Consider the following 18936-nt stretch of genomic DNA (forward strand, 5'->3'; position numbering starts at 1 on the left):
CAGATTAATTGTCTCTCTTTGTTCAACATATAATTATGAAACGAAACTCTTTCTGTTTCATGCTGAAGCCACCGATGATGGACCGTTTACGGAAAGCGGCACCCAGCGCGGAGGGAGGGAATTCGGGGATGTATCGGAGAATAGAGGCATTTCTTTTATAAATCCAAAGAAGCCAGGTTTTCAGGGTATCCACTCATAATATCTCTCCTCAACCGCTTCTACTTCTTAACTTTTAGCATACGAACGATCGCCGAAGCGGCTTCCCCGCGGTTGGACAGTACTTGCGGCGCAAATTTATTGCCTGTAATACCACTCACGATAATGATGCCGTTCTTCTCGGCCGTAGAAACGGAGGCTTTTGCCCACTCCGGGATAATGGCATCGTCAGCGTAGCCGGTTATCTGTGCATTATCAGTGGGGAGACCTGAGGCGCGAACGACCATCGAGATCATTTCGGCATGGGTAATATTCGCGTTCGGTTGGAATGTACCGTCCGCATAACCGCTGATGATTCCGAGTTTCACTGCTAGTTCCACCGATGGAACCGCCCAAGCTTCAATATCACTATTATCCTTGAAGGAAATTCGTGTACCTTCTCCCATTGGCTTTAGACCTCTCATTAGCATACTCGTGAACTCCGCACGTGTCACACTCGCATCCGGCCGGAAAGTACCGTCCGGATAACCGCTCACGGCTCCTAGCTTCACTGCGATCATGATATCCGAACTCGCCCAATGTTTATCAATGTCATTAAATTGGATCGTAGGTGTAGCCGTGGTCGGATTCTGAATATCCGCTACAGTTACGATGCAAACAGCAGTAAATTCCCCACTTTCTGCCTTCACTGTAATTTTTGCTGAACCGGGTGATATGCCCGTCACTTTACCAGCGTTATCGACAGTAGCTACTCCCTCATTTTCGCTGCTCCACGTCATCTTCTTATTGGCTGCATTCGAAGGTATAATAGCCGCGATTAGCGCTTCACTCTCCCCCTGCTTCAGATGGATTGCTTTTTTATTTAACGTGATGCTACTGACGGCCACTTTATCGATATCCAAGATATACATACGCCATTTTTTCGTAAAATCAAGCTCAATTTTCACTTTATTATTGTCAGGTTCAGTAATTCTAGGGAAATTGGTTATGGCGTCGATTGTATCCAGAGGCTTTTTTTGCGCAATCGTTTTTGCTAGCACACTGACAACTCCCGGTCTATTGCTGTCCAGTATATTGAATTGATCAATGACCGGTAGCACTGAGTAAGCGTAGATTGTACTTGTATACTTACTTGTATCTTTATCGACAAATCTGAGAGGCCCCCTATGATCCATTGTATCTTTTACGTAAAATATTTTTGAACCATCAGGCCCATCCCTTGTAATCTGGTAATATGATTCCATATTCGTATTATCGGTCCAATCCAGTAAGATTGTACCATCCGTATTCGCCATTGAAGTTAAATCCGTGATTGAACCAGGCTGCAAAATTTGATATGGGCCGATCTTCACCTCAGAATAGCTGTCGGAACCGATAACCGGCGAGAAGGAAGCACCTACGCGGAAAATCGCCGAAGTCAACTGTGGATCGATTGGAAAAGTAATTTCATATAAATTATAATTACTGCTTTTTAGGAAATGCCATGTAAAACCGTTATCGGTGGAATAGTCTGTTTGAACGTCCATGTCTGTCGAAATAGCTCTATCGGTAGTGAAGGAAACATAATGCGGTTGGCCTGCGATTAAATAGGAGCTCGAGTTATTGATAGTAAGCTGGTAAATATTGGCTGTTGCAAACGTATGCGGAATCGGTCCTATCGTGCACATAGACAACATATAGACTAAGGCCAGTGCAAGAGACTTTTTTACTGAACCCATTGTTTCTCCTCCCTCAACCGATTTCACATAGCCGTAATATCAATGCTGATCTGCGCTTGCTTGCAGTTGGCTTCGTCATTCGGATCCTTAATGATGTTGATTATTAATTGTCCGGACAACTGCGTTTGGGCTTTCAGAGCTTCGCTTTTATAGGTGTATTTATGCATCTTTGTAGTAGCGTCTTCTTCGTCTTTGATGAATTTGGCATCTTTGGGCAGGAATTGCTTGATAAACGTGAGCGCATCTTCTACGCTCACCTTTTCTTTGCGATCCACGTATGCATTGTAAATCGTATAAGCGATTCCAAAATTCTCAAGAACCCGAAGCTTGCCATCCATATAACCGATGGTCGATTCGTTCTCTTTTTTGACAACGGTGCCAAACTTGGAATCGAAATAGCTCAATTTCGCGCCAAGTACCGCGTCGTCTAATCTACCGGCCTCACTTGAATGAGATGAACTAATGTTTGCGGTTTTTGGCACTTGGCTCGCCACAGCTTCCGATACAGATTGGATAACATTGCCTCCACAGCCTGTGATCAAGGTTCCTAGAGTCATTATGATTAGTCCTAAAGCAACTGTTTGCCGTTTCACAATTGCACCTCTTTTTATAGGGAATATTTGAAAGATCAATGAATTAACAGTGCAATAATAAGTAGGCTTAGCCCGATCAGTCCAGCAATCAACCGTACAATATGCCACTTCCACCAGTCATCACGCAATCTCATCCAATCTGCGGGAGGATTATCAAGCAACCAAGACAATATCTTTGCATTAATAGGTTGATTCAGGAAACGTGTAATGATGCCGGCAATGATTAGAAAAATCGCCGAAGCAATCATCATCAACATCCTATAACGATCATCTCGGGAAAGAACAGCTGAAATGACAGTGAGTACAATACCCACTGCTGCCAATAACGGCAATTTAACATTTAAAGATCGAATTAACTTCTGATGATGTTCCAGATAAGCGGGATATGGCATTTGCTTAGGATTTATACCAAACCAAACCCCGAACATAGTCCCGACCACAAGTGCCACTAGTAATAAATTAACGGTATAGATAACTGTTTTTATCATTTTTCCTCCTGCATAATAAATAGACTCTCGGCATTTGCCAAGGCAGATGGGATAGAAGATATCCTAGTTACATCATAAAGAAAGAAGCGCTTCAAAAGCGCTTCTTGGTTAACTTTCGCGATTATGACTTTAACTTCAAATAACAATCTATTTCCTTCAAAATGGTTTCGGTGATGCTTTTGTGTTGTGTGACTTCGGCAGCAAACTGCGGCATTGGACGCACCACAGCGGCGACATCGCATAAACCGTTCATTTCGCTGCAACGTACACGATATTCTTCTTTACCTGACTTTCGGTAAAGCTCTTCATTCAAAGATAGCGCATTGATCCGATATTCTGAGGATTCGGAATTCAACTTCCACATCGCATAGTAAATGGCTGCCTGTTCCTGCTGATCGACATACTGCTTTAGCAATTTATGAAGTTGCTCCAAGGCCTCAATCGGGTTTGTTCGTCTTAACCCCGCATTCAAATGCAATAAAAGCTTGAGTTGCATATCTCGACGATTAAGCTTATTAGCGATCTTCAGTGCTTCTTCCGCAATTTCCACTGCATAATCGTATTGATTCTGGTGATAACTCTTCACACTCATGAGATAGAGCGCATTACATTCAAAAAAAGGAGAGCGAAGCTGTCGGCTCAGTCGAAGCGCGCGATCAATGAACGGAATCGCTTCCTCAACTCGAAACTGCAGCAATAAGTTATGGGCTTCCCATCCGAGCAAGTTGGCAGTAAAGCGCCAATCCTTGACAGCTATTGCTTCTTCGAGACAAAAGGCAATGCACCCAGCCGCTATCGTGTGTGATCCCAGAAATCCATAATATTTGCCGAGCATTCCCATTGCAATAGTCAGACCCATCCGGTCACCGATCACTTGGCTGATTTCAATCTTATCAACGATACAGTCAAAAGCCAGATTCGTTTGATCGGTGTCGAGATAGACAAGCGCCAATCCGCCCAAGGCTTTCGCAACAGCGTTCTTATCACGATTTTCCGTTGCTAGCTTGAGCTGCATCTTGTATGCATGAATCGCTTGGTCGAATTCACATTGATGATAGAACAGCCCCCCCATAACGCCGTAGAAACGGCAATCCTCCCTCGTTCGATCTCCTGAAGGAGGCAATTCCATTCTTACTGTCAAATAGTGAAGTGCCTTGTCGTTATTTCCCCTGTAGTAATGCAACATACCAAGCGTTCCATAGACAAAGCCAAGACCGGAATGGTCGTCAATCAGCTCAAAATGGCGTCGAGCCCGTTCCAAATGAAAGCTTGCTTCCTCATATTTTCCCTGCAATCGCAGGCAATTGCCCAGCGCAACGTCGCAGAAAGATCGTTCCTGCAGCTCAGTTGAATTCCCTTCTTGTTCAAGCCATTGTCTGTAAGTCTTCTCCGCTTCGTTCCAATTTCCCGTAATGATCAAAGCATCGCCGAGTTTCATTAGTATTGGCAGTATCTGTTCGGGAGGCAGCAAGGAAATGAGCTTCCGATAACACTTTATCCTGGTTTCATTGGCATATATTTTCTCGGCAACAGATGCAGCCATTTCGTAATAGAGAATGGCCTCTTTTTTCATAACCGCAAGTTCGTAATGAAAAGCGATTTCCGCAGCAACGGCTTCAAGCCGCTCTTGATGAATAGCAATCAATCCAATTGCGATTTTTCGATGGTATTGGCGGCGCAAGCTCTCATTTTTCAGTGTATACGCAGATTCCCTTAAGATATCATGAGTAAAGTCGTACTTCTCGTCCTCTGTCTCTTGCATGACTTTCGATTGTACTAAGTACTCCATTTTTTCAAGCATCTCTTCCTCACACGAGCCTGTCAACATCGCCATAAGCGATAATGATACAGGTCTGCCGACAGCGGCGAAGATGGATACAAGATGTCGATTATCCGGCGAAAGCTTCATCAATCGATTTAAAATGATGGATTTCACCAAAGGCGAAAATCGAAATTCCATTCTATCGCTACCCGTTTGCCACTCTTTCAACGTTTCTACTATATACAATGGATTCCCGCCGATTTCCGCGTATAAACGGGACGAGTGACAGTCAGCCAACTCATCCCCAACAGTAGCGGCCATCAGCCGTTTCGTTTCTTCCTCACTGAACGGTGCTAGCTCGATTTCCGTCAGCTTCCGTTCAATTTGAAGTCCGGAGACAAAATGTCCGACGGCATCGCCCGGAGACTCCTCCGTTCTCATTGTCGCGACAACTAACAGCTTTGACTTGGTATCTTTGCGGAGTAGATAAGAGAGGAATTGCAGTGTCTCTTCATCGCTCCATTGAATATCGTCAAGGAGGAGGAATAGCGGTTGCTGACCCAGCAGCATCCGCTCTATCGCTTCATACCATTGGTTCAATTGCCAGTTGTCCTGAATGGGATCCGGCTTCGGCAATTCCGGGTATCTTTCAAATAACTCTGGCAGTAAACGAGTCAATTCCGACAGCCAGACTGGACCGATCTGCGGTAAAGGAACACTCCTGAGCCAAGTAGTGATCGGTGTGTAGGACAACGATCTTACTGACGGGTAGCATCCGGCAAAGGCCGTTTGATACCCTTGTCTCTCTACCCATGCTTTAAATTCCAAGGTCAATCTAGTTTTGCCGATTCCCGCCTCACCCTTCAATAGCAGGAGGGAATTTCTCCCAATCGTTGCCTGCTTCCAGTTGCTAACCATGTTTTCCCATTCGCCGATTCTGCCGACCAGCGGAGTTTTGCTTTGTTCAGAGATCAATTGTTCGTTGCCAATTTTCGTGAGCCTTTCTACAAGCTGTAAGGTTTCCTCCGCTGGACCTATCCCTAGCTCGTCTTGCAGTATGTTGCGCAATTGCTGATAAATTAGAACTACGCCTGCCATGTCATTATTCAAGGCATGAAGCCGCATCAGCGTACGGTAAGTTTCCTCCCTTAATTGATTCAGTACAAGGATCTTATTCGCGAAAAGTAGGGCCGACGTGTACTCCCGTTGATTTTCCATAATAGAAATGAGCTTGTCGAGTACAGACGAATACGTTTGCGCCAACTGCTCCCGCTTCGCACCAAGCCATTCCTCTTGAAGCCCGGGTAGAAGATCTCCTCTGTACAATTCTTCCGCCTTGCGAAGCTCGTATAGGGTTCTTCCATCTGCCGCCTGTTCAAACTCACGCACATCCAAATAAACGGGTAATTCAAGATTCCACTGTATGTATGCTGGAGTAATTTTGAGATAACGATCGGTTTGTGGAAGACATTCCCGCAGATCGTGAAGGAGTTTCCGTAAATTGGATAGGGCTTGTTTCTCTGTGGAGTCCGGCCAGAAATCAAAGGCAATTTGTTTCCTGGTTTGCGGCATGTCAAAAGCTAGAACCACGTATGCCAGCAGCCGGGCCTTTGCACCGGATGTAGTCGTCGTAAAATCTTCATTGTCAAAGGTGATTTTAAAACCGCCTAATAGTTGAATGCTGCAGCCTGCCAAACCGTCCCCCTCCTTCGCAAATCTCTCTATACAATTTATTCTATTTTTGTACACAAATCCCTCGTGTCAAAAATCGACTTATTTCGAGCCATCACCATTACAGAGTAGCAACACATAGCCTCATCTACTATCTTTCTGCATTATCGCAATGACCAACACTTTTATAAGAAAATGTGTGGTGTCATATTTATTGAGAAAAAATATACCAAAATCGTTGATTTATCAAGGGAGATTTTCATAATTATTAAGAAATAAATTATATTAAAGTTCACTATAATGCTCGTTTTTCATAATTATTGAGAATAACCTCCATTTGCGATATACATTTTTTATGCAATAAATGTATATTAAATTGAATAACATTGGTTTTATGTTGATTTTGGTTTTTACAAAAATAAAATTACCGCACAAAAAAACACGATGCCAGATCGGCTCGTGTTTTTTTGTGCAGTAATTTTCCTAAGATGCCTTTTAATGTGAATCTATGAAAATAAGATTTCAAACGTGTAACAATTACTCGGGTTTAATCATTTCATTTGCACATAAGACTTAACAAAAGCTAAATTCAGTTTTTAAACAGGTTACTCTACATGAATAATAGTACTTTATAGAATAACATCCGCCGTCGGCAATGTAATATAGACAGCATCGATTTCACTCTTTTCATCAATGAATGCTTTGGCAATTCGATGTCCCCCATCTATTAATTGTCCATCTGAACATACTAATATTGGATATTCCATATTTGCATTGATAATCCGCTGACAATGAAGCGCAACATTGCGTATAGTTGGAATTGGAGTATTCCTACTACCTGCAAACCAACAATCCAGATCAAGTTCCTTTATTGAATCAATCTTGATTTTATGAACTGGTAAGCTCTTTGATAACTCCCACAGTTTTTCTACATCCCATACATGTCGTCTTCCTTCAATTATTCTTCCGTGTTTATGCTTAATTTGTGAAAGTAACTCTTCCAAAAATATTCACCTCATTTTCGCAACATCAATAAATTACATTGGCCTGATAATCCGTGGTAATAAAGGGAGAAGACGATCCATCGTAATCGGATCATCAAAATTCCATTTTCCCTCTAATATATGAACAAAATCTTCCCCTAACGATTTCCAATAGGGATGATTTGTTACGCTCTGTGCCTTAAGCTTGGAACGTTCATGCTCATCCACTAGCAGAAACAGATGGTCGGCTTCATAGGCCTGAATTTTCTCGGGTTCAATTGCAAAAAATGGAATACTCCTAGCAATCAAATCTTTCACTGGGTCTGAAGGCTCGAAAGCTAAAGGATGATATAGCGTTATTGCTATACCTCTCATTCCCATGACATAGACGACACCATCATTCACGACGAAAATGCTAGCTTGCTTCCGTTTATCCATTGGATTGGTAAACAACTGCTTCCATATCTCATTGGATCTTTGATGATGGCCCTCCACCCAATTTCGAGCTTGGTTGGTCCTACCGAATAGATCAGCTACCTTTAAAAGCCGATCATATGTATGCTCAAAGCGATCAACAGCTACGATTGGAGAAATATTGGACAGCTTATCTATCCAATCCATTCGGAAACCACTATATACAATGAGATCGGGATTCAGCGCTTTTACCTTACCAGGTTCACCTAAAAGCCCGACATCTGCTATGTTGTTCAATTCCTCGCGATAGACTACCTTTTTGCCAACTACTGTCATATCCGCACCAATCGGTTTGATGCCGAGAGCCAATAAATCACCAAGTACAGCACCCACAGCCACAACTCTTGTGAAAGGGATTGAGCTTCGCTCATTTGTTATCAGTTTGCTGCTTTTAGTACGAACATATTGTTTAGGCGTCATCCCCGTCTCATGCCGAAACTTGCGGGAAAAATAATATTCGTCCTTAAAGCCAACTCGACGGGCAATTTCGCGTAAAGGGTCATCCATTTGGAGAAGAAGCTCCTTGGCCCTGTTAATGCGTACCTCGGTCAAATATTCAAGTGGTTTTTTGCCAATCAACGACTGAAACAAATCACTGTATTTCCATCGGCCAACACCTGACATCCTCGAAAGCATCTCAACTGTAATTTCATCCCGATAGTTGTGATTGAGATAGTCAATCGTTTGTTGAACTGCTGATGTGGCATCGGTGGATGAGTGCATCGTTAAAACATTTTCCATAAGAAGGACAAGAAGCTCTTGCAAATGAATCTGCTGCTTACAACGTTCTACGAACTCATGACTCAACGTATCGCTAGCTCTATAAGCAACCTGTTCAAGCAAATCGACAAGCCGCGATAATGGCATCACATCGATCTTCGTCTCATATGGGATACACGGCCCAATATCAATCGAAGGATCTTTTTCCCCTATTCCATAGGCATGGAAGCGAACCATATACACAGCTCCAAGTAGATCACTTCCGCCACTAATCTCTATTTCAGCCTTGTCCCCTGGGGCCAGTAACATACAAGATCCTTGATCTGCATACAGGGTATGCCCAGCCAAACGAAGATTGCCTCCCACTCGAGCAAAGCAAATAATCCGATGACCAGTGCTATCCGTGGGAATAATCAACCTAGTGGACACCAAGTCTATGACTTTAACCTCTAATATATCGTATATATACATGGCAAGGTCCCCTCCTTCTCCGTCCATGCCTGCTAGTATGTAGGGATATCCAAGCTCTATTTTGTCCAATAAAAAAACAGGTATTTCTCCATTGTTAATTGTAGCAAAAATAAATATTATTATCGAGTATGATAATCATTATCAATGAAAAGGGGAATTACTCAGATGATCCGCAATAAATTAACACGCTTCATACCAAAAATTGCTGTGCTATTAGCATTGCTTATTACTGTATTAGGTTGTTCAAAGTCAGAGCCAGAGACCAACAATAACACAGCTCTGCCACAAAAACCAAAGGAGATCACCGTTTCGTGGATGAGAGATTTGGGCCCGTCGAATCCTCATGCCTACTACCCTAATCAATTATTTTCACAGTCCATGATTTATGAGCCACTTGTCAGTTATAACGAAGGTGGGGAGCTTAAGCCTTATCTTGCCGAGTCATGGAACATTTCAACCGATGGAAAAGAATACACCTTCAAACTTCGCAAAAATATTAAGTTCTCGGATGGTACGCCATTTAACGCTACTATCGTGAAAAGAAATTTTGATGCTATCATGAAAAACAAAAGCACGCACAGTTGGCTTGGCATAGCAAAGATGCTGGAAAAAACAGAAATTGTTGATGAGCAAACGATTAAATTAACTCTCTCTGAGCCGTATTATCCAGCATTACAGGATTTGGCGACAGTACGACCTTTCCGCTTCCTTGGTGAAGCTGGTTTCCCAGAAGGCGATGATACCCTAAAAGGTCTAAAAGCACCGATAGGTACAGGACCGTGGATGATTACGGAGTACAAACAAGATCAATACACTGTATTCACTAGAAACCCTAATTATTGGGGTGAACAGCCTAAGATTGATAAGGTAACGGTTAAAATCATTCCTGACAGTGAAACGCGTGTACTAGCTTTTGAAAAAGGTGAATTGGATATGCTATTTGGCGAAGGGGCGATCAGCCTAGATGCCTATAAACAACTGCAAGGTACAGGCAAGTACGGAACAGCTCTCTCGGATCCGGTCGGTACTAGAAATATTTTGTTGAACTCCTCCAACGATAAACTTGCGGATCAACGTGTCCGTCTTGCTCTTCAGCATGGCTTGGATAAACAGAGCATCGTAAATGGTATTACAGGCGGTGTCGAACAAAAAGCTGATGCTCTTTTATCGAACAATTATCCGTATGTGGATTTCAAAGTTAACCCCATTGATTACAGCAAAGCCAAAGCAATGGCATATTTAGATGAAGCCGGTTGGAAACTGGCTCCAGGGCAAACGATTCGAGAAAAAGATGGCAAAAAATTAGAGTTGCAATTAGATTACGATAACACCGACCCCATTCAAAAAGTAATGGGAGAAGCTGTACAGGCAGCATGGGCGGAGATTGGCGTTAAGCTAAACATCGCTGGTGTAGAATTAACTACTGCAACGAAGCTGCTCCGAGAAGGAAAGTTTGACGTTCGTTTCTGGTTTAATTCTGGTGTTCCTTATGACCCTCATACACTTGTTAATGCTGTGAAAGAACCAAGCTTTGGTGTAGCTGAAGCCCATTCACGCATTCCTATGAAGCAGGAATTGGACAAGAAGATACAGACTGTTCTTGCCTCTACAAATGAAGTTGAACGCAAGAAACTCTATACAGAAATTTTGACAACTTTGCACGAGCAGTCCGTTATCGTACCGATTTCTTATATTAAACAAACCGTTGTGTACAATAAATCCTTATCCAATGTTAGCTTCCCAGCAAGCCGTTGGGATCACCCTTTCAATGGCATTAAGTAGTTATATCGGGAAGCGACTGCTCGCCATTATTCCTTTGATCATTTTCGCCACACTGCTCACATTTATCTTAATTCAGCTTTCGCCGGTGGACCCGGCGGAAGCTTATTTCTCCGCTTCGCATATTCAACCGACGGAGGAACTACTTGCTGAGAAGAGACAAGAACTGGGGCTGAATCAACCCCTTTATGTGCAGTACTGGCAAACTTTAAGCCAAATCGCCCAACTTGATTTCGGAACATCCTATCTGTCCAATAAACCTGTCTGGGACGAGGTGACATTGCGACTACCCGCAACCTTGAAGCTTTCTTTCAGCAGCATCATCCTAACGATTATTGTCAGCATCGGACTGGGGTATTTGTCAGCTGTTTACTCCCATAGCTGGATTGATTATTTCAGCAAAGTACTTTCCTATTTTGGCGCATCCATTCCGCAATTCTGGCTCGGTTATATATTGATCTTTTTCTTCGCTGTCCAATTGGATTGGTTACCCGTTAATGGTATGGGAAGCTGGAAGCATTTTGTCCTGCCTTCACTAACCTTGTCATTTGCACTTATCGCTATCTATAGTCGACTTTTGCGGGCAAGCATTATGGAGCAATTGCAAGAAGTTTATGTATTATACGCCAGAACACGCGGTATTCAAGAAAAAGTAATTATGCTTAAACATGTGATGAAAATTGCCATCTCTCCCGTCATTACTGGCTTAGGTATGAATTTTGGCAAGCTGCTCACGGGTACGATCATTGTAGAGCAAGTGTTTTCATGGCCTGGAATTGGCAGATACTTCATTGAAGCTATCTTTAATCGAGATATTCCGGTCGTTCAATGCTATGTACTTCTCGCTGCATGTGCATTCCTTCTATGCAATCTAGTCGTTGATTTAGTTCAAATGTATGTGGACCCCCGAATTTCTTTGAAAGGAAGAACCACTCGGTGATTAAACCTATAAAGAATCTTTTCTCAGGTAGGAAAACCATAATCACGTGTTCTTGCTTCCTGCTGCTTTGTTTCTTAATCACGATTCTGGCACCTTGGCTTGCACCACATGATCCGATCAAAGTCAATCTTGCCTTGAAGCTGCAACCTCCTTCATTCGACTATTTATTAGGGACAGATCATTTAGGACGCGATATATTATCCCGACTGTTATACGGGGCTCGCATATCTGTAGGCTTAGTTTTCCTTGTGTTTATTTTATCATTAACCATAGGGCTGATTGTTGGAACGGTTGCGGGATACAAAGGCGGATGGATCGATACCTTACTCATGCGCTTCTGTGATGGTGTAATGGCTTTTCCAAACCTTGTCCTTGTCCTCGGAATTGTAGCTATGCTAGGTCCCGGTATCATGCAGATCGTATTTGCCCTGCTTCTTGTACAGTGGGTAACCTATGCTCGCATGTTTCGCGGTCTTGTTGTTAGTTTAAGAGAACGCCAGTTTATTACGTCTGCAATTATAAGCGGGTCCTCACCTTGGACCATTATGAGGAAACACATGATCCCTAACGTCCTACCTCCTATTGTCGTAATCGGTACACTTGAGATCGGTTGGGCGATTATGGATATTTCTGCACTGTCTTTCCTTGGCTTAGGCATTCAACCGCCTACCCCCGAGTGGGGTGCAATGATTCTTGAGGGCAAGAGCTACATTCGAAGTCATCCTGAACTAATGATGTACCCAGGATTTTTTATTTTACTTGTGGTTATTAATTTCAATCTGCTCGGTGAAGCACTATCTAATAAATTCGGGGTAAAAAAACGCTATTAAACAAGAAATGAGGCCCTTAGTGGTGGACACATCTCGCAAAGTATTGCAGGTAAGTGGACTGAACGTCAAAGTGACTACGGATCAAGGCCAACTTCAGCTTCTTCATGATATTCATTTCGATTTAGAGGAGGGTAAAATTCTCGGACTAGTCGGTGAAAGCGGCTGCGGTAAAAGTGTTACGTGCCATTCTCTCTTTCAGTTAATAGATCAACATACGATTGTTGAAGGCAGCATTCTTCTGGATGGCCGTGAGCTTAACGGTTTGGCTTCAAAGGAGATGCGTCGCATTCGGGGCAAGGAAATGGGCTTTATTATGCAAAATCCGATGAATGCCTTTACGCCAGTATATTCAATTGGGAATCAATTCATCGAAACCATTCTTGCGCACAGCAAGCTGAGGAAAAAAGAAGCTTATGAACTGGCGGCAGTTTCTCTAGAAAACGTGAATTTACCCAAGCCGTATGAGATTCTTAAGATGTACCCTTTTCAACTAAGCGGAGGTATGCTGCAACGAGTGATGATTGCTATGTGTATGTGCCTGAAACCCGCCGTCGTTATCGCTGATGAACCAACGACTGCATTAGATATGGTTAATCAATTGCAAGTGTTAACACAGCTGGAACGACTGCGGTCCGAATGTGGCACAACCATTTTATTGATTTCTCATGACTTAAGTGTCATTGCCGAGATGGCTGATGAAGTTATGGTTATGCAGCATGGGAAAATTGTTGAACACGCCGATGTCTTCCAACTATTCGATCACCCTGCAAATGTCTATACAAAAAAATTACTAAACGCGAGGTTACAGCTACCCGATCCTTCGAACAAGCAGACGATCGAGAATGCTCTACACTTTTAAAAATGGGGTAACAACGATGAGCTTGTTGCAAGTACAGGAAGTCAGTCATACCTACGGTAAAAATAGTTTATTTGGCTCAACACGCCAACAGCCACCAACACTTTCCAATATTTCTCTCTCCATCGACGAAGGCGATTGTCTGGGTTTATTGGGAAGCAGCGGAGCAGGGAAAAGTACACTCGGCAAAGTCATTCTTGGTTTGGAGAAACCACAGCAAGGTAAAATCATTTTTATGGGGCACGACATGTACAGCATGAATGCAACAACACGTAGGAAAATTCGTCGAGATCTGCAAGTTGTCTCTCAAAACTGTTATGCGGCTGTTAATCCACGCATGCGTGCCGAACAGATTATTGGAGAGCCGCTCAGCAACTACACGTCAATGTCACCGCTTGAACACAAGCGCGCGATCGGTGAATTGCTGGAAATGGTCGGTCTAAAGGCAGCAGACATGGTGAAATACCCCCATCAATTCAGTGGCGGCCAACTGCAAAGAATTAACATTGCAAGAGCGATTGCACTGAACCCGAAGCTCATCGTGCTTGATGAGCCGATTAGTAGTCTTGATATGGTTAATCAAAGCCAAATTTTAGCGTTATTACATGACTTGAAACAATCATTTGGGCTCTCTTATCTGCTCATCACCCATGATATCAAAGCTGCTTACGCCCTTTCGGATCGGTTAGCCGTCATGGAGCAAGGAGAGCTCGTGGAGCAGTTTGAAAATAAGGAATCCATTTTCACGTCATCACATCCTACTGTGAAGCTTTTATTACAAGCCGCTCTTGCTGAGCATCCTCGAGACCGGAAAATCAAATCCAATAAAGCGGAATGTCAGTCACTATGAACAAAAGCGGCCCCTTATCTTTACCTTTTATTAAGCTATATGCAATTACTTTTCTATTTTTCAGCGCGAATCCGATCTTAAATATCATTGTGCCTCTTCGCAGTGAAGCTCAAGGTGCAAGTAATACAGAAATCGGCGTCATGATGGGCGCTTATATGGTAACGAGCATGCTCTTCCGTCCGTGGGCGGGCAGTATCGTCCATCGCTTCGGACCGCTGCCTGTTTTACGCATTTTATTACTAGCAAATGGCCTTATTCTTATTCTGTATACAATATCAAGCCTGGAGTGGTACTTCGCTCTTCGTGCTATGCAGGGCGTAACGACGGCATTTTTCTCCTTAGCGCTGCAATTAGGGATTGTTGATAAGCTGGCTCACAATGATCGTTCTCAGGGCATATCTCTTTATTTGTTAGCGGGCATGCTGCCTACAGTAATCGGTCCTATTCTGGCATTAACCCTATGGGACTGGGGCGGAATGAGCGCATTCACGGCATCTATGATCATTATTGCGCTTGCCACGGGTATCATAGGCTTCACGGCTCCACTGACTTCAAAATCCGAAGAAATCCAAAATAACCAACAGCAAGCAAGCTCCATGTCTTCTCAGTTGCGCCAAATGTGGACGCATCGTGGATTTCTTGTATGTAGTACTGCCATGCTTATTGCTTCTGTCTCCTTTGGCGCTGTAACAACATTTATTGCGCTCTATACGAAACAAAGCGGTGTCGGCCATGCCGGCATTTACTTGATGCTCCAAGCTGGCGTGATGGTTTTTTGCAGATTTGCCTTACGCAAAAAAGTTCCTTCAGACGGCCAATGGCATCCCCGTTTTATTGTTGGTTTACTGCTAAGTATGGCTGTTGGATTGAGCCTATTGACACTTGCCGTATATGGCGGAGCATCATTCATGTATGCGGGTTCCATATTGATTGGGTTAGGCATGGCGCTGCTCTACCCCCATCTAGTGACGTATTTGACCCTTGTACTGCCAATGTCCTCCCGCAATACGTTAATCGGAGTGTTCATTGCCGTATCCGATCTTGGCTCTGTACTTGGCAACATCGTGATGGGTACGATTGCCGATCATATGTCCTATTCTTTTATGTATGGTGTATGCGCAGGCTTATTGCTGATCTCTGTTGCGATAATACTCATAAACGGTCACCGTTTAGCGATCCGTGCTGAATACACTAAAGAAACAACATCCCAAATTATTAAGTGACCCAAAAAGGTTAGACATATTCTTATACAGCTTGTAAGGCATGAGTTTAGAGTTGTTACTCGGTTCCTATGTACATGGACAGAAGAAAAAGGATTATATCAATAGCTTGCGAAATTTAGGGTATCGAATTGCAACACAATACCAGAAAAGTTATCCGGGATTCAAAGAGATTGGTGTTGATATCGGAATCGATAAAAAATTGAAGCCATGGGTACTAGAAGTAAATACAGCACCAGCCCCCTTTATTTTCAACCAATTAAAAGATAAAACAACGTTATTCAAAGTTCTTCATTAAGCGAGAGCAAACGGCCGGTTTTTACGGATAAAACGTAAGTAAACTAAAAACTCCAATCCCTCTTAAACATGGGATTGGAGTTTTTAGTTGTTAGATTAAGATAAATCTGAGAATTTGGCGAATGAAAAGAAATCTAAATACGATAATACCTCTTGCGTTCATGAATTTAATTCTTATTCTAGTTAACCCTCTTGCTACAACTCGAGCATTAAAAACAGTTGTTGTTCCATTGGCGTTTCTATAAACTATCCCATAAAACTGGTTGACCAAAATTGTCATATATATCAACTCCTTTCAATTGAGTTAATATATAATATTCTTATGATTCGTAGTTGCGAGGGCTAGTTTGATAGATTAAACATTTCTAACATCACTTCATACTTGTCGCATTTCATTTCTTTGCAGCATGCGAAGAATCTCTAATAGGATCACATTCAGGCTAATCCAAGTGCCCCCAAATACGTAACCAGCAAGGACATCACTTGGCAATTGAACATAGAAGAAGACACGACTGATCCCAACTAGCAGACATAGTGTTATAACTAACAAGGTCGCTGCGATCCGAACTATCAAATTCATGATTGACATAGGCAGGTCCAACGCGATGGAATAGCACATGCAATTCCTCATCCAGCACTTCCCCCCCCTATAATAACAAAGGCAAAACACATCAATTCAAGTATGCAATCTTTGCCTTTCCATACAATTAAAAATAATCCCAACGTAAATCAGATAACGATTCATCGTATGATGATATCGCTCCCATTGTGGACCTAAAACCTTCCCTAGTGAGATAAAAACCATTACCCAAATGAAAGCTCCTATGTACGTATACCAGGCATAAGTGCGATAAGGGATTCGAGTTACGCCCGCGAAGTATCCGGTAAAATGTCGAACGCCAGGAACAAAACAAGCTACGATCAACAATTTATTGCCATACTTTTGAAACCAAAAGGATATTTTTAGGATTCTGTCAGGACCTAAATGAATGCGAGCATGCGAGCACCATATTTATTGAAAAAAGGTGTACCTAATCGAAGCCCAATCCAATAGGATAGGGTCCCCCCGGTTGATACACCAGCAAATGCTGTAGTGATGGCAACGATCCAATTTAGCTTCCCCTGAAAGATAAGTAGACCTGAATAACTCATCAAGACTTCCCCAGGGAACGACCCTCCTTTGAACAAATTGGTGCGTATCACCATTTTCCATTGAATTAATAACGAAAATGAAGCAAAAATAAACGAAAGACATGGTCTCTCGTTTATTTCTATCTGTTTATATGCAATTTAATTGAAGAGCACGCATTTAGTCAGCCGATGCCCATTTCATGAAATTCTGATATTTGCACCTGATTTTCTAAGTCCGTAATACGCCAACGCTTTTCCATCAATTAACAGCGGCTTTGAAGAGAATTTAAAGTCTAGCATACTTAACTCAATGCCCATCTTTATCTCTCCGTGACTTCTTCAATTGATACTTCTCAACTATTCAAACAACCCTTAGTTTATTACAAGGATAGATTAATTTAACAGTATTATTAGTGGAAAAGTGAAGAAATAGTATAAACAACTAGTCCCCTCATTTTAATTTGTACATATTATACTAATGAGACTATAAGACAACTATCATGGGAGGAGAAATAACTAGAAAATCGTAACACAACAAGTGGTTTGTTCAGTGAATTAGAGAGATAGTAGACATGATAATTAAGATCTTAATAAAGATCTTTACTTTATCGAAAAGAGGTTGAATTAAGATGCTGCAAGAATTTATGATTCCTATCACCATAATGTCGTTTCTATGCACCATTGCTTTCATTATCTTTCGTCCTAATGTAAATGAATCTATTCCAGCAACAGTTGGCGCCGTATTTGTCCTCCTTAGCGGTAGTGTTACATTATCTGATTTAGGTAAAATAACTGAAACCATAGGTGGAGCAGCCGTAACTATTATGGCAACGATTGTAATGGCTATTGTATTGGAAAGTTTTGGATTTTTTAATTGGTCTGCTGAGAAACTTCTAGAACGAGCAAGAGGATCTGGGATACGCCTTTTCTGGTACACAAACTTATTTTGTTTTCTAATGACACTTTTTGTTAACAACGACGGTAGTATATTAATTACAACGCCGATCTTACTTATGCTGCTTCATCAATTGGGACTTAAAAACCACCAAAAAATTCCTTATCTACTCTCCGGTGCTTTAATTGCAACAGCATCTAGCGCACCTATTGGTGTAAGCAATATTGTAAATTTAATTGCTTTAAAAATTGTGCATATGGACCTATATATGCACTCTGCGATGATGTTTGTCCCTGCCTCACTTGGTCTTGTACTCCTTACACTCCTTTTATATATTAGTTTTTATCGCATATTACCACGAAAACTACCAGCAATTAGAGTGATACCCTTAAATCAAACACATCCGCTGAAAGAAATTTCGTCACCGATTCCAAAAGAGAACCAAACCAAGTTCATGCGAAATATCTTAATTTTTGTATTCAGCGTTCGTATAAGCCTATTTGTTGCCTCTTACATTCATTTTCCAGTTCCATTAATGGCTGTTATCGGTTCTACATTCCTACTGGGGTGGCGATGGTATTATTTGAAAATTGCACCTACAGACATGATTAGAAAAACGCCTTGGTATATACTCGTCTTTGCCTTCAGTATGTATGTAATTATATATGGATTGCATAATATCGGATTAACCCAAATGCTCATCCATCTTATGCAACCTCTGGTTTCTGGCAGTTTAGTTCATGCAAGTGTAATGATGGGAATTCTGCTTACTATTTTGTCTAATTTATTCAACAATCATCCTGCACTAATGGTAGGAACGTTAACTTTGACAAACATGGGTCTTGACCCGCTTACCTTAAAAATTTCTTATTTGGCGAGTGTAATCGGTAGTGATATCGGTTCCCTTATTTTACCAATAGGAACGCTTGCAACCATCATGTGGATGCACATTATCAAAAAAGGAAAAGTAAAATTAAGCTGGGGCCAATACTTGAAGGTAACTGTTACGGTCATCCCAATCACTGTTATTTTCACGTTAGTCATTCTATCATTTTGGGTATCCTGGATTTTTTAATTCTTCAGATATATTGGAGGTTATTCG

17 protein-coding genes are annotated in these 18936 nt (G+C 42.1%); 8 read left to right on the forward strand and 9 right to left on the reverse strand.

Translation table 11 applies throughout. The features are described 5' to 3' along the window. Nucleotides 1-218: 218 nt before the first annotated feature. From AC58QM_RS28405 to AC58QM_RS28430, 6 genes are all read right to left on the reverse strand, one after another. Nucleotides 219-1874: an S-layer homology domain-containing protein gene (locus AC58QM_RS28405; protein ID WP_497288157.1), complete on the reverse strand. Its 1656-nt coding sequence runs from the start codon at nt 1872-1874 to the stop codon at nt 219-221. A gap of 23 nt (nt 1875-1897) precedes the next feature. Next, nucleotides 1898-2467 carry a hypothetical protein gene (locus AC58QM_RS28410; protein ID WP_497288158.1) on the reverse strand — a complete coding sequence of 190 codons (570 nt, stop codon included), beginning with the start codon at nt 2465-2467 and terminating at the stop codon, nt 1898-1900. A 35-nt stretch (nt 2468-2502) separates the two neighbouring features. Next, on the reverse strand, nt 2503-2955 hold the full coding sequence (locus AC58QM_RS28415) for an anthrone oxygenase family protein (RefSeq protein ID WP_497288159.1): 453 nt from the start codon (nt 2953-2955) through the stop codon (nt 2503-2505). A 121-nt stretch (nt 2956-3076) separates the two neighbouring features. Continuing rightward, nucleotides 3077-6412 carry an ATP-binding protein gene (locus AC58QM_RS28420; protein ID WP_497288160.1) on the reverse strand — a complete coding sequence of 1112 codons (3336 nt, stop codon included), beginning with the start codon at nt 6410-6412 and terminating at the stop codon, nt 3077-3079. Nucleotides 6413-7017: 605 nt separating this feature from the next. Then, complete coding sequence (locus tag AC58QM_RS28425; RefSeq protein WP_497288161.1) at nt 7018-7392, reverse strand: hypothetical protein; 375 nt, start codon at nt 7390-7392, stop codon at nt 7018-7020. 33 nt (nt 7393-7425) lie between these two features. Then, nucleotides 7426-9036 (reverse strand): helix-turn-helix domain-containing protein, encoded by a 1611-nt coding sequence (locus AC58QM_RS28430; RefSeq protein WP_497288162.1) that lies wholly within the window; start codon nt 9034-9036, stop codon nt 7426-7428. A gap of 165 nt (nt 9037-9201) precedes the next feature. Between AC58QM_RS28430 and nikA the strand changes: the two genes are divergently transcribed. From nikA to AC58QM_RS28465, 7 genes are read left to right on the forward strand one after another with little or no spacing between them, the layout of a single operon-like run. Next, the gene (gene nikA / locus AC58QM_RS28435; protein ID WP_497288163.1) at nt 9202-10818 is read left to right on the forward strand and encodes a nickel ABC transporter substrate-binding protein; all 1617 of its coding nucleotides are present in this window, start codon (nt 9202-9204) and stop codon (nt 10816-10818) included. Further along, the gene (nikB, locus tag AC58QM_RS28440) at nt 10805-11755 is read left to right on the forward strand and encodes a nickel ABC transporter permease subunit NikB (RefSeq protein ID WP_497288164.1); all 951 of its coding nucleotides are present in this window, start codon (nt 10805-10807) and stop codon (nt 11753-11755) included. The genes nikA and nikB overlap by 14 nt, the downstream gene beginning before the upstream one ends. Next, the gene (gene nikC, locus AC58QM_RS28445; RefSeq protein WP_497288165.1) at nt 11752-12585 is read left to right on the forward strand and encodes a nickel ABC transporter permease subunit NikC; all 834 of its coding nucleotides are present in this window, start codon (nt 11752-11754) and stop codon (nt 12583-12585) included. The genes nikB and nikC overlap by 4 nt, the downstream gene beginning before the upstream one ends. A gap of 7 nt (nt 12586-12592) precedes the next feature. Then, nucleotides 12593-13444, forward strand: a complete 852-nt coding sequence (locus AC58QM_RS28450; protein ID WP_497288166.1) for an ABC transporter ATP-binding protein — start codon at nt 12593-12595, stop codon at nt 13442-13444. A 16-nt stretch (nt 13445-13460) separates the two neighbouring features. Then, nucleotides 13461-14291 carry a nickel import ATP-binding protein NikE gene (nikE, locus tag AC58QM_RS28455; protein ID WP_497288167.1) on the forward strand — a complete coding sequence of 277 codons (831 nt, stop codon included), beginning with the start codon at nt 13461-13463 and terminating at the stop codon, nt 14289-14291. Next, nucleotides 14288-15514 carry a staphylopine family metallophore export MFS transporter CntE gene (gene cntE / locus AC58QM_RS28460; RefSeq protein ID WP_497288168.1) on the forward strand — a complete coding sequence of 409 codons (1227 nt, stop codon included), beginning with the start codon at nt 14288-14290 and terminating at the stop codon, nt 15512-15514. The genes nikE and cntE overlap by 4 nt, the downstream gene beginning before the upstream one ends. 40 nt (nt 15515-15554) lie before the next feature. Then, complete coding sequence (locus tag AC58QM_RS28465; RefSeq protein ID WP_497288169.1) at nt 15555-15809, forward strand: YheC/YheD family protein; 255 nt, start codon at nt 15555-15557, stop codon at nt 15807-15809. Nucleotides 15810-16184: 375 nt separating this feature from the next. Here the strand turns inward: AC58QM_RS28465 and AC58QM_RS28470 are convergent, their stop codons facing one another. From AC58QM_RS28470 to AC58QM_RS28480, 3 genes are read right to left on the reverse strand one after another with little or no spacing between them, the layout of a single operon-like run. After that, complete coding sequence (locus AC58QM_RS28470; protein ID WP_497288170.1) at nt 16185-16439, reverse strand: phosphatase PAP2 family protein; 255 nt, start codon at nt 16437-16439, stop codon at nt 16185-16187. A gap of 45 nt (nt 16440-16484) precedes the next feature. After that, nucleotides 16485-16736: a DedA family protein gene (locus tag AC58QM_RS28475; RefSeq protein WP_497288171.1), complete on the reverse strand. Its 252-nt coding sequence runs from the start codon at nt 16734-16736 to the stop codon at nt 16485-16487. Between the two features lie 53 nt (nt 16737-16789). Further along, complete coding sequence (locus tag AC58QM_RS28480) at nt 16790-16960, reverse strand: hypothetical protein (protein WP_497288172.1); 171 nt, start codon at nt 16958-16960, stop codon at nt 16790-16792. A 608-nt stretch (nt 16961-17568) separates the two neighbouring features. Between AC58QM_RS28480 and AC58QM_RS28485 the strand changes: the two genes are divergently transcribed. Next, on the forward strand, nt 17569-18909 hold the full coding sequence (locus tag AC58QM_RS28485) for an arsenic transporter (protein WP_497288173.1): 1341 nt from the start codon (nt 17569-17571) through the stop codon (nt 18907-18909). Nucleotides 18910-18936 lie beyond the last annotated feature (27 nt).

Source organism: Paenibacillus sp. J22P165, from assembly GCF_059692015.1.

Bases quoted from the DNA above. Each gene is read 5' to 3' on its own strand.
- AC58QM_RS28430 (WP_497288162.1), bottom strand. From the start codon at position 9,036: ATGTATATATACGATATATTAGAGGTTAAAGTCATAGACTTGGTGTCC.
- AC58QM_RS28470 (WP_497288170.1), bottom strand. From the start codon at position 16,439: ATGAGGAATTGCATGTGCTATTCCATCGCGTTGGACCTGCCTATGTCA.
- AC58QM_RS28485 (WP_497288173.1), top strand. From the start codon at position 17,569: ATGCTGCAAGAATTTATGATTCCTATCACCATAATGTCGTTTCTATGC.
- AC58QM_RS28450 (WP_497288166.1), top strand. From the start codon at position 12,593: ATGAGGCCCTTAGTGGTGGACACATCTCGCAAAGTATTGCAGGTAAGT.
- AC58QM_RS28415 (WP_497288159.1), bottom strand. From the start codon at position 2,955: ATGATAAAAACAGTTATCTATACCGTTAATTTATTACTAGTGGCACTT.
- nikE (WP_497288167.1), top strand. From the start codon at position 13,461: ATGAGCTTGTTGCAAGTACAGGAAGTCAGTCATACCTACGGTAAAAAT.
- AC58QM_RS28405 (WP_497288157.1), bottom strand. From the start codon at position 1,874: ATGGGTTCAGTAAAAAAGTCTCTTGCACTGGCCTTAGTCTATATGTTG.
- nikA (WP_497288163.1), top strand. From the start codon at position 9,202: ATGATCCGCAATAAATTAACACGCTTCATACCAAAAATTGCTGTGCTA.
- AC58QM_RS28480 (WP_497288172.1), bottom strand. From the start codon at position 16,960: ATGAGTTATTCAGGTCTACTTATCTTTCAGGGGAAGCTAAATTGGATC.
- cntE (WP_497288168.1), top strand. From the start codon at position 14,288: ATGAACAAAAGCGGCCCCTTATCTTTACCTTTTATTAAGCTATATGCA.
- nikB (WP_497288164.1), top strand. From the start codon at position 10,805: ATGGCATTAAGTAGTTATATCGGGAAGCGACTGCTCGCCATTATTCCT.
- AC58QM_RS28465 (WP_497288169.1), top strand. From the start codon at position 15,555: ATGAGTTTAGAGTTGTTACTCGGTTCCTATGTACATGGACAGAAGAAA.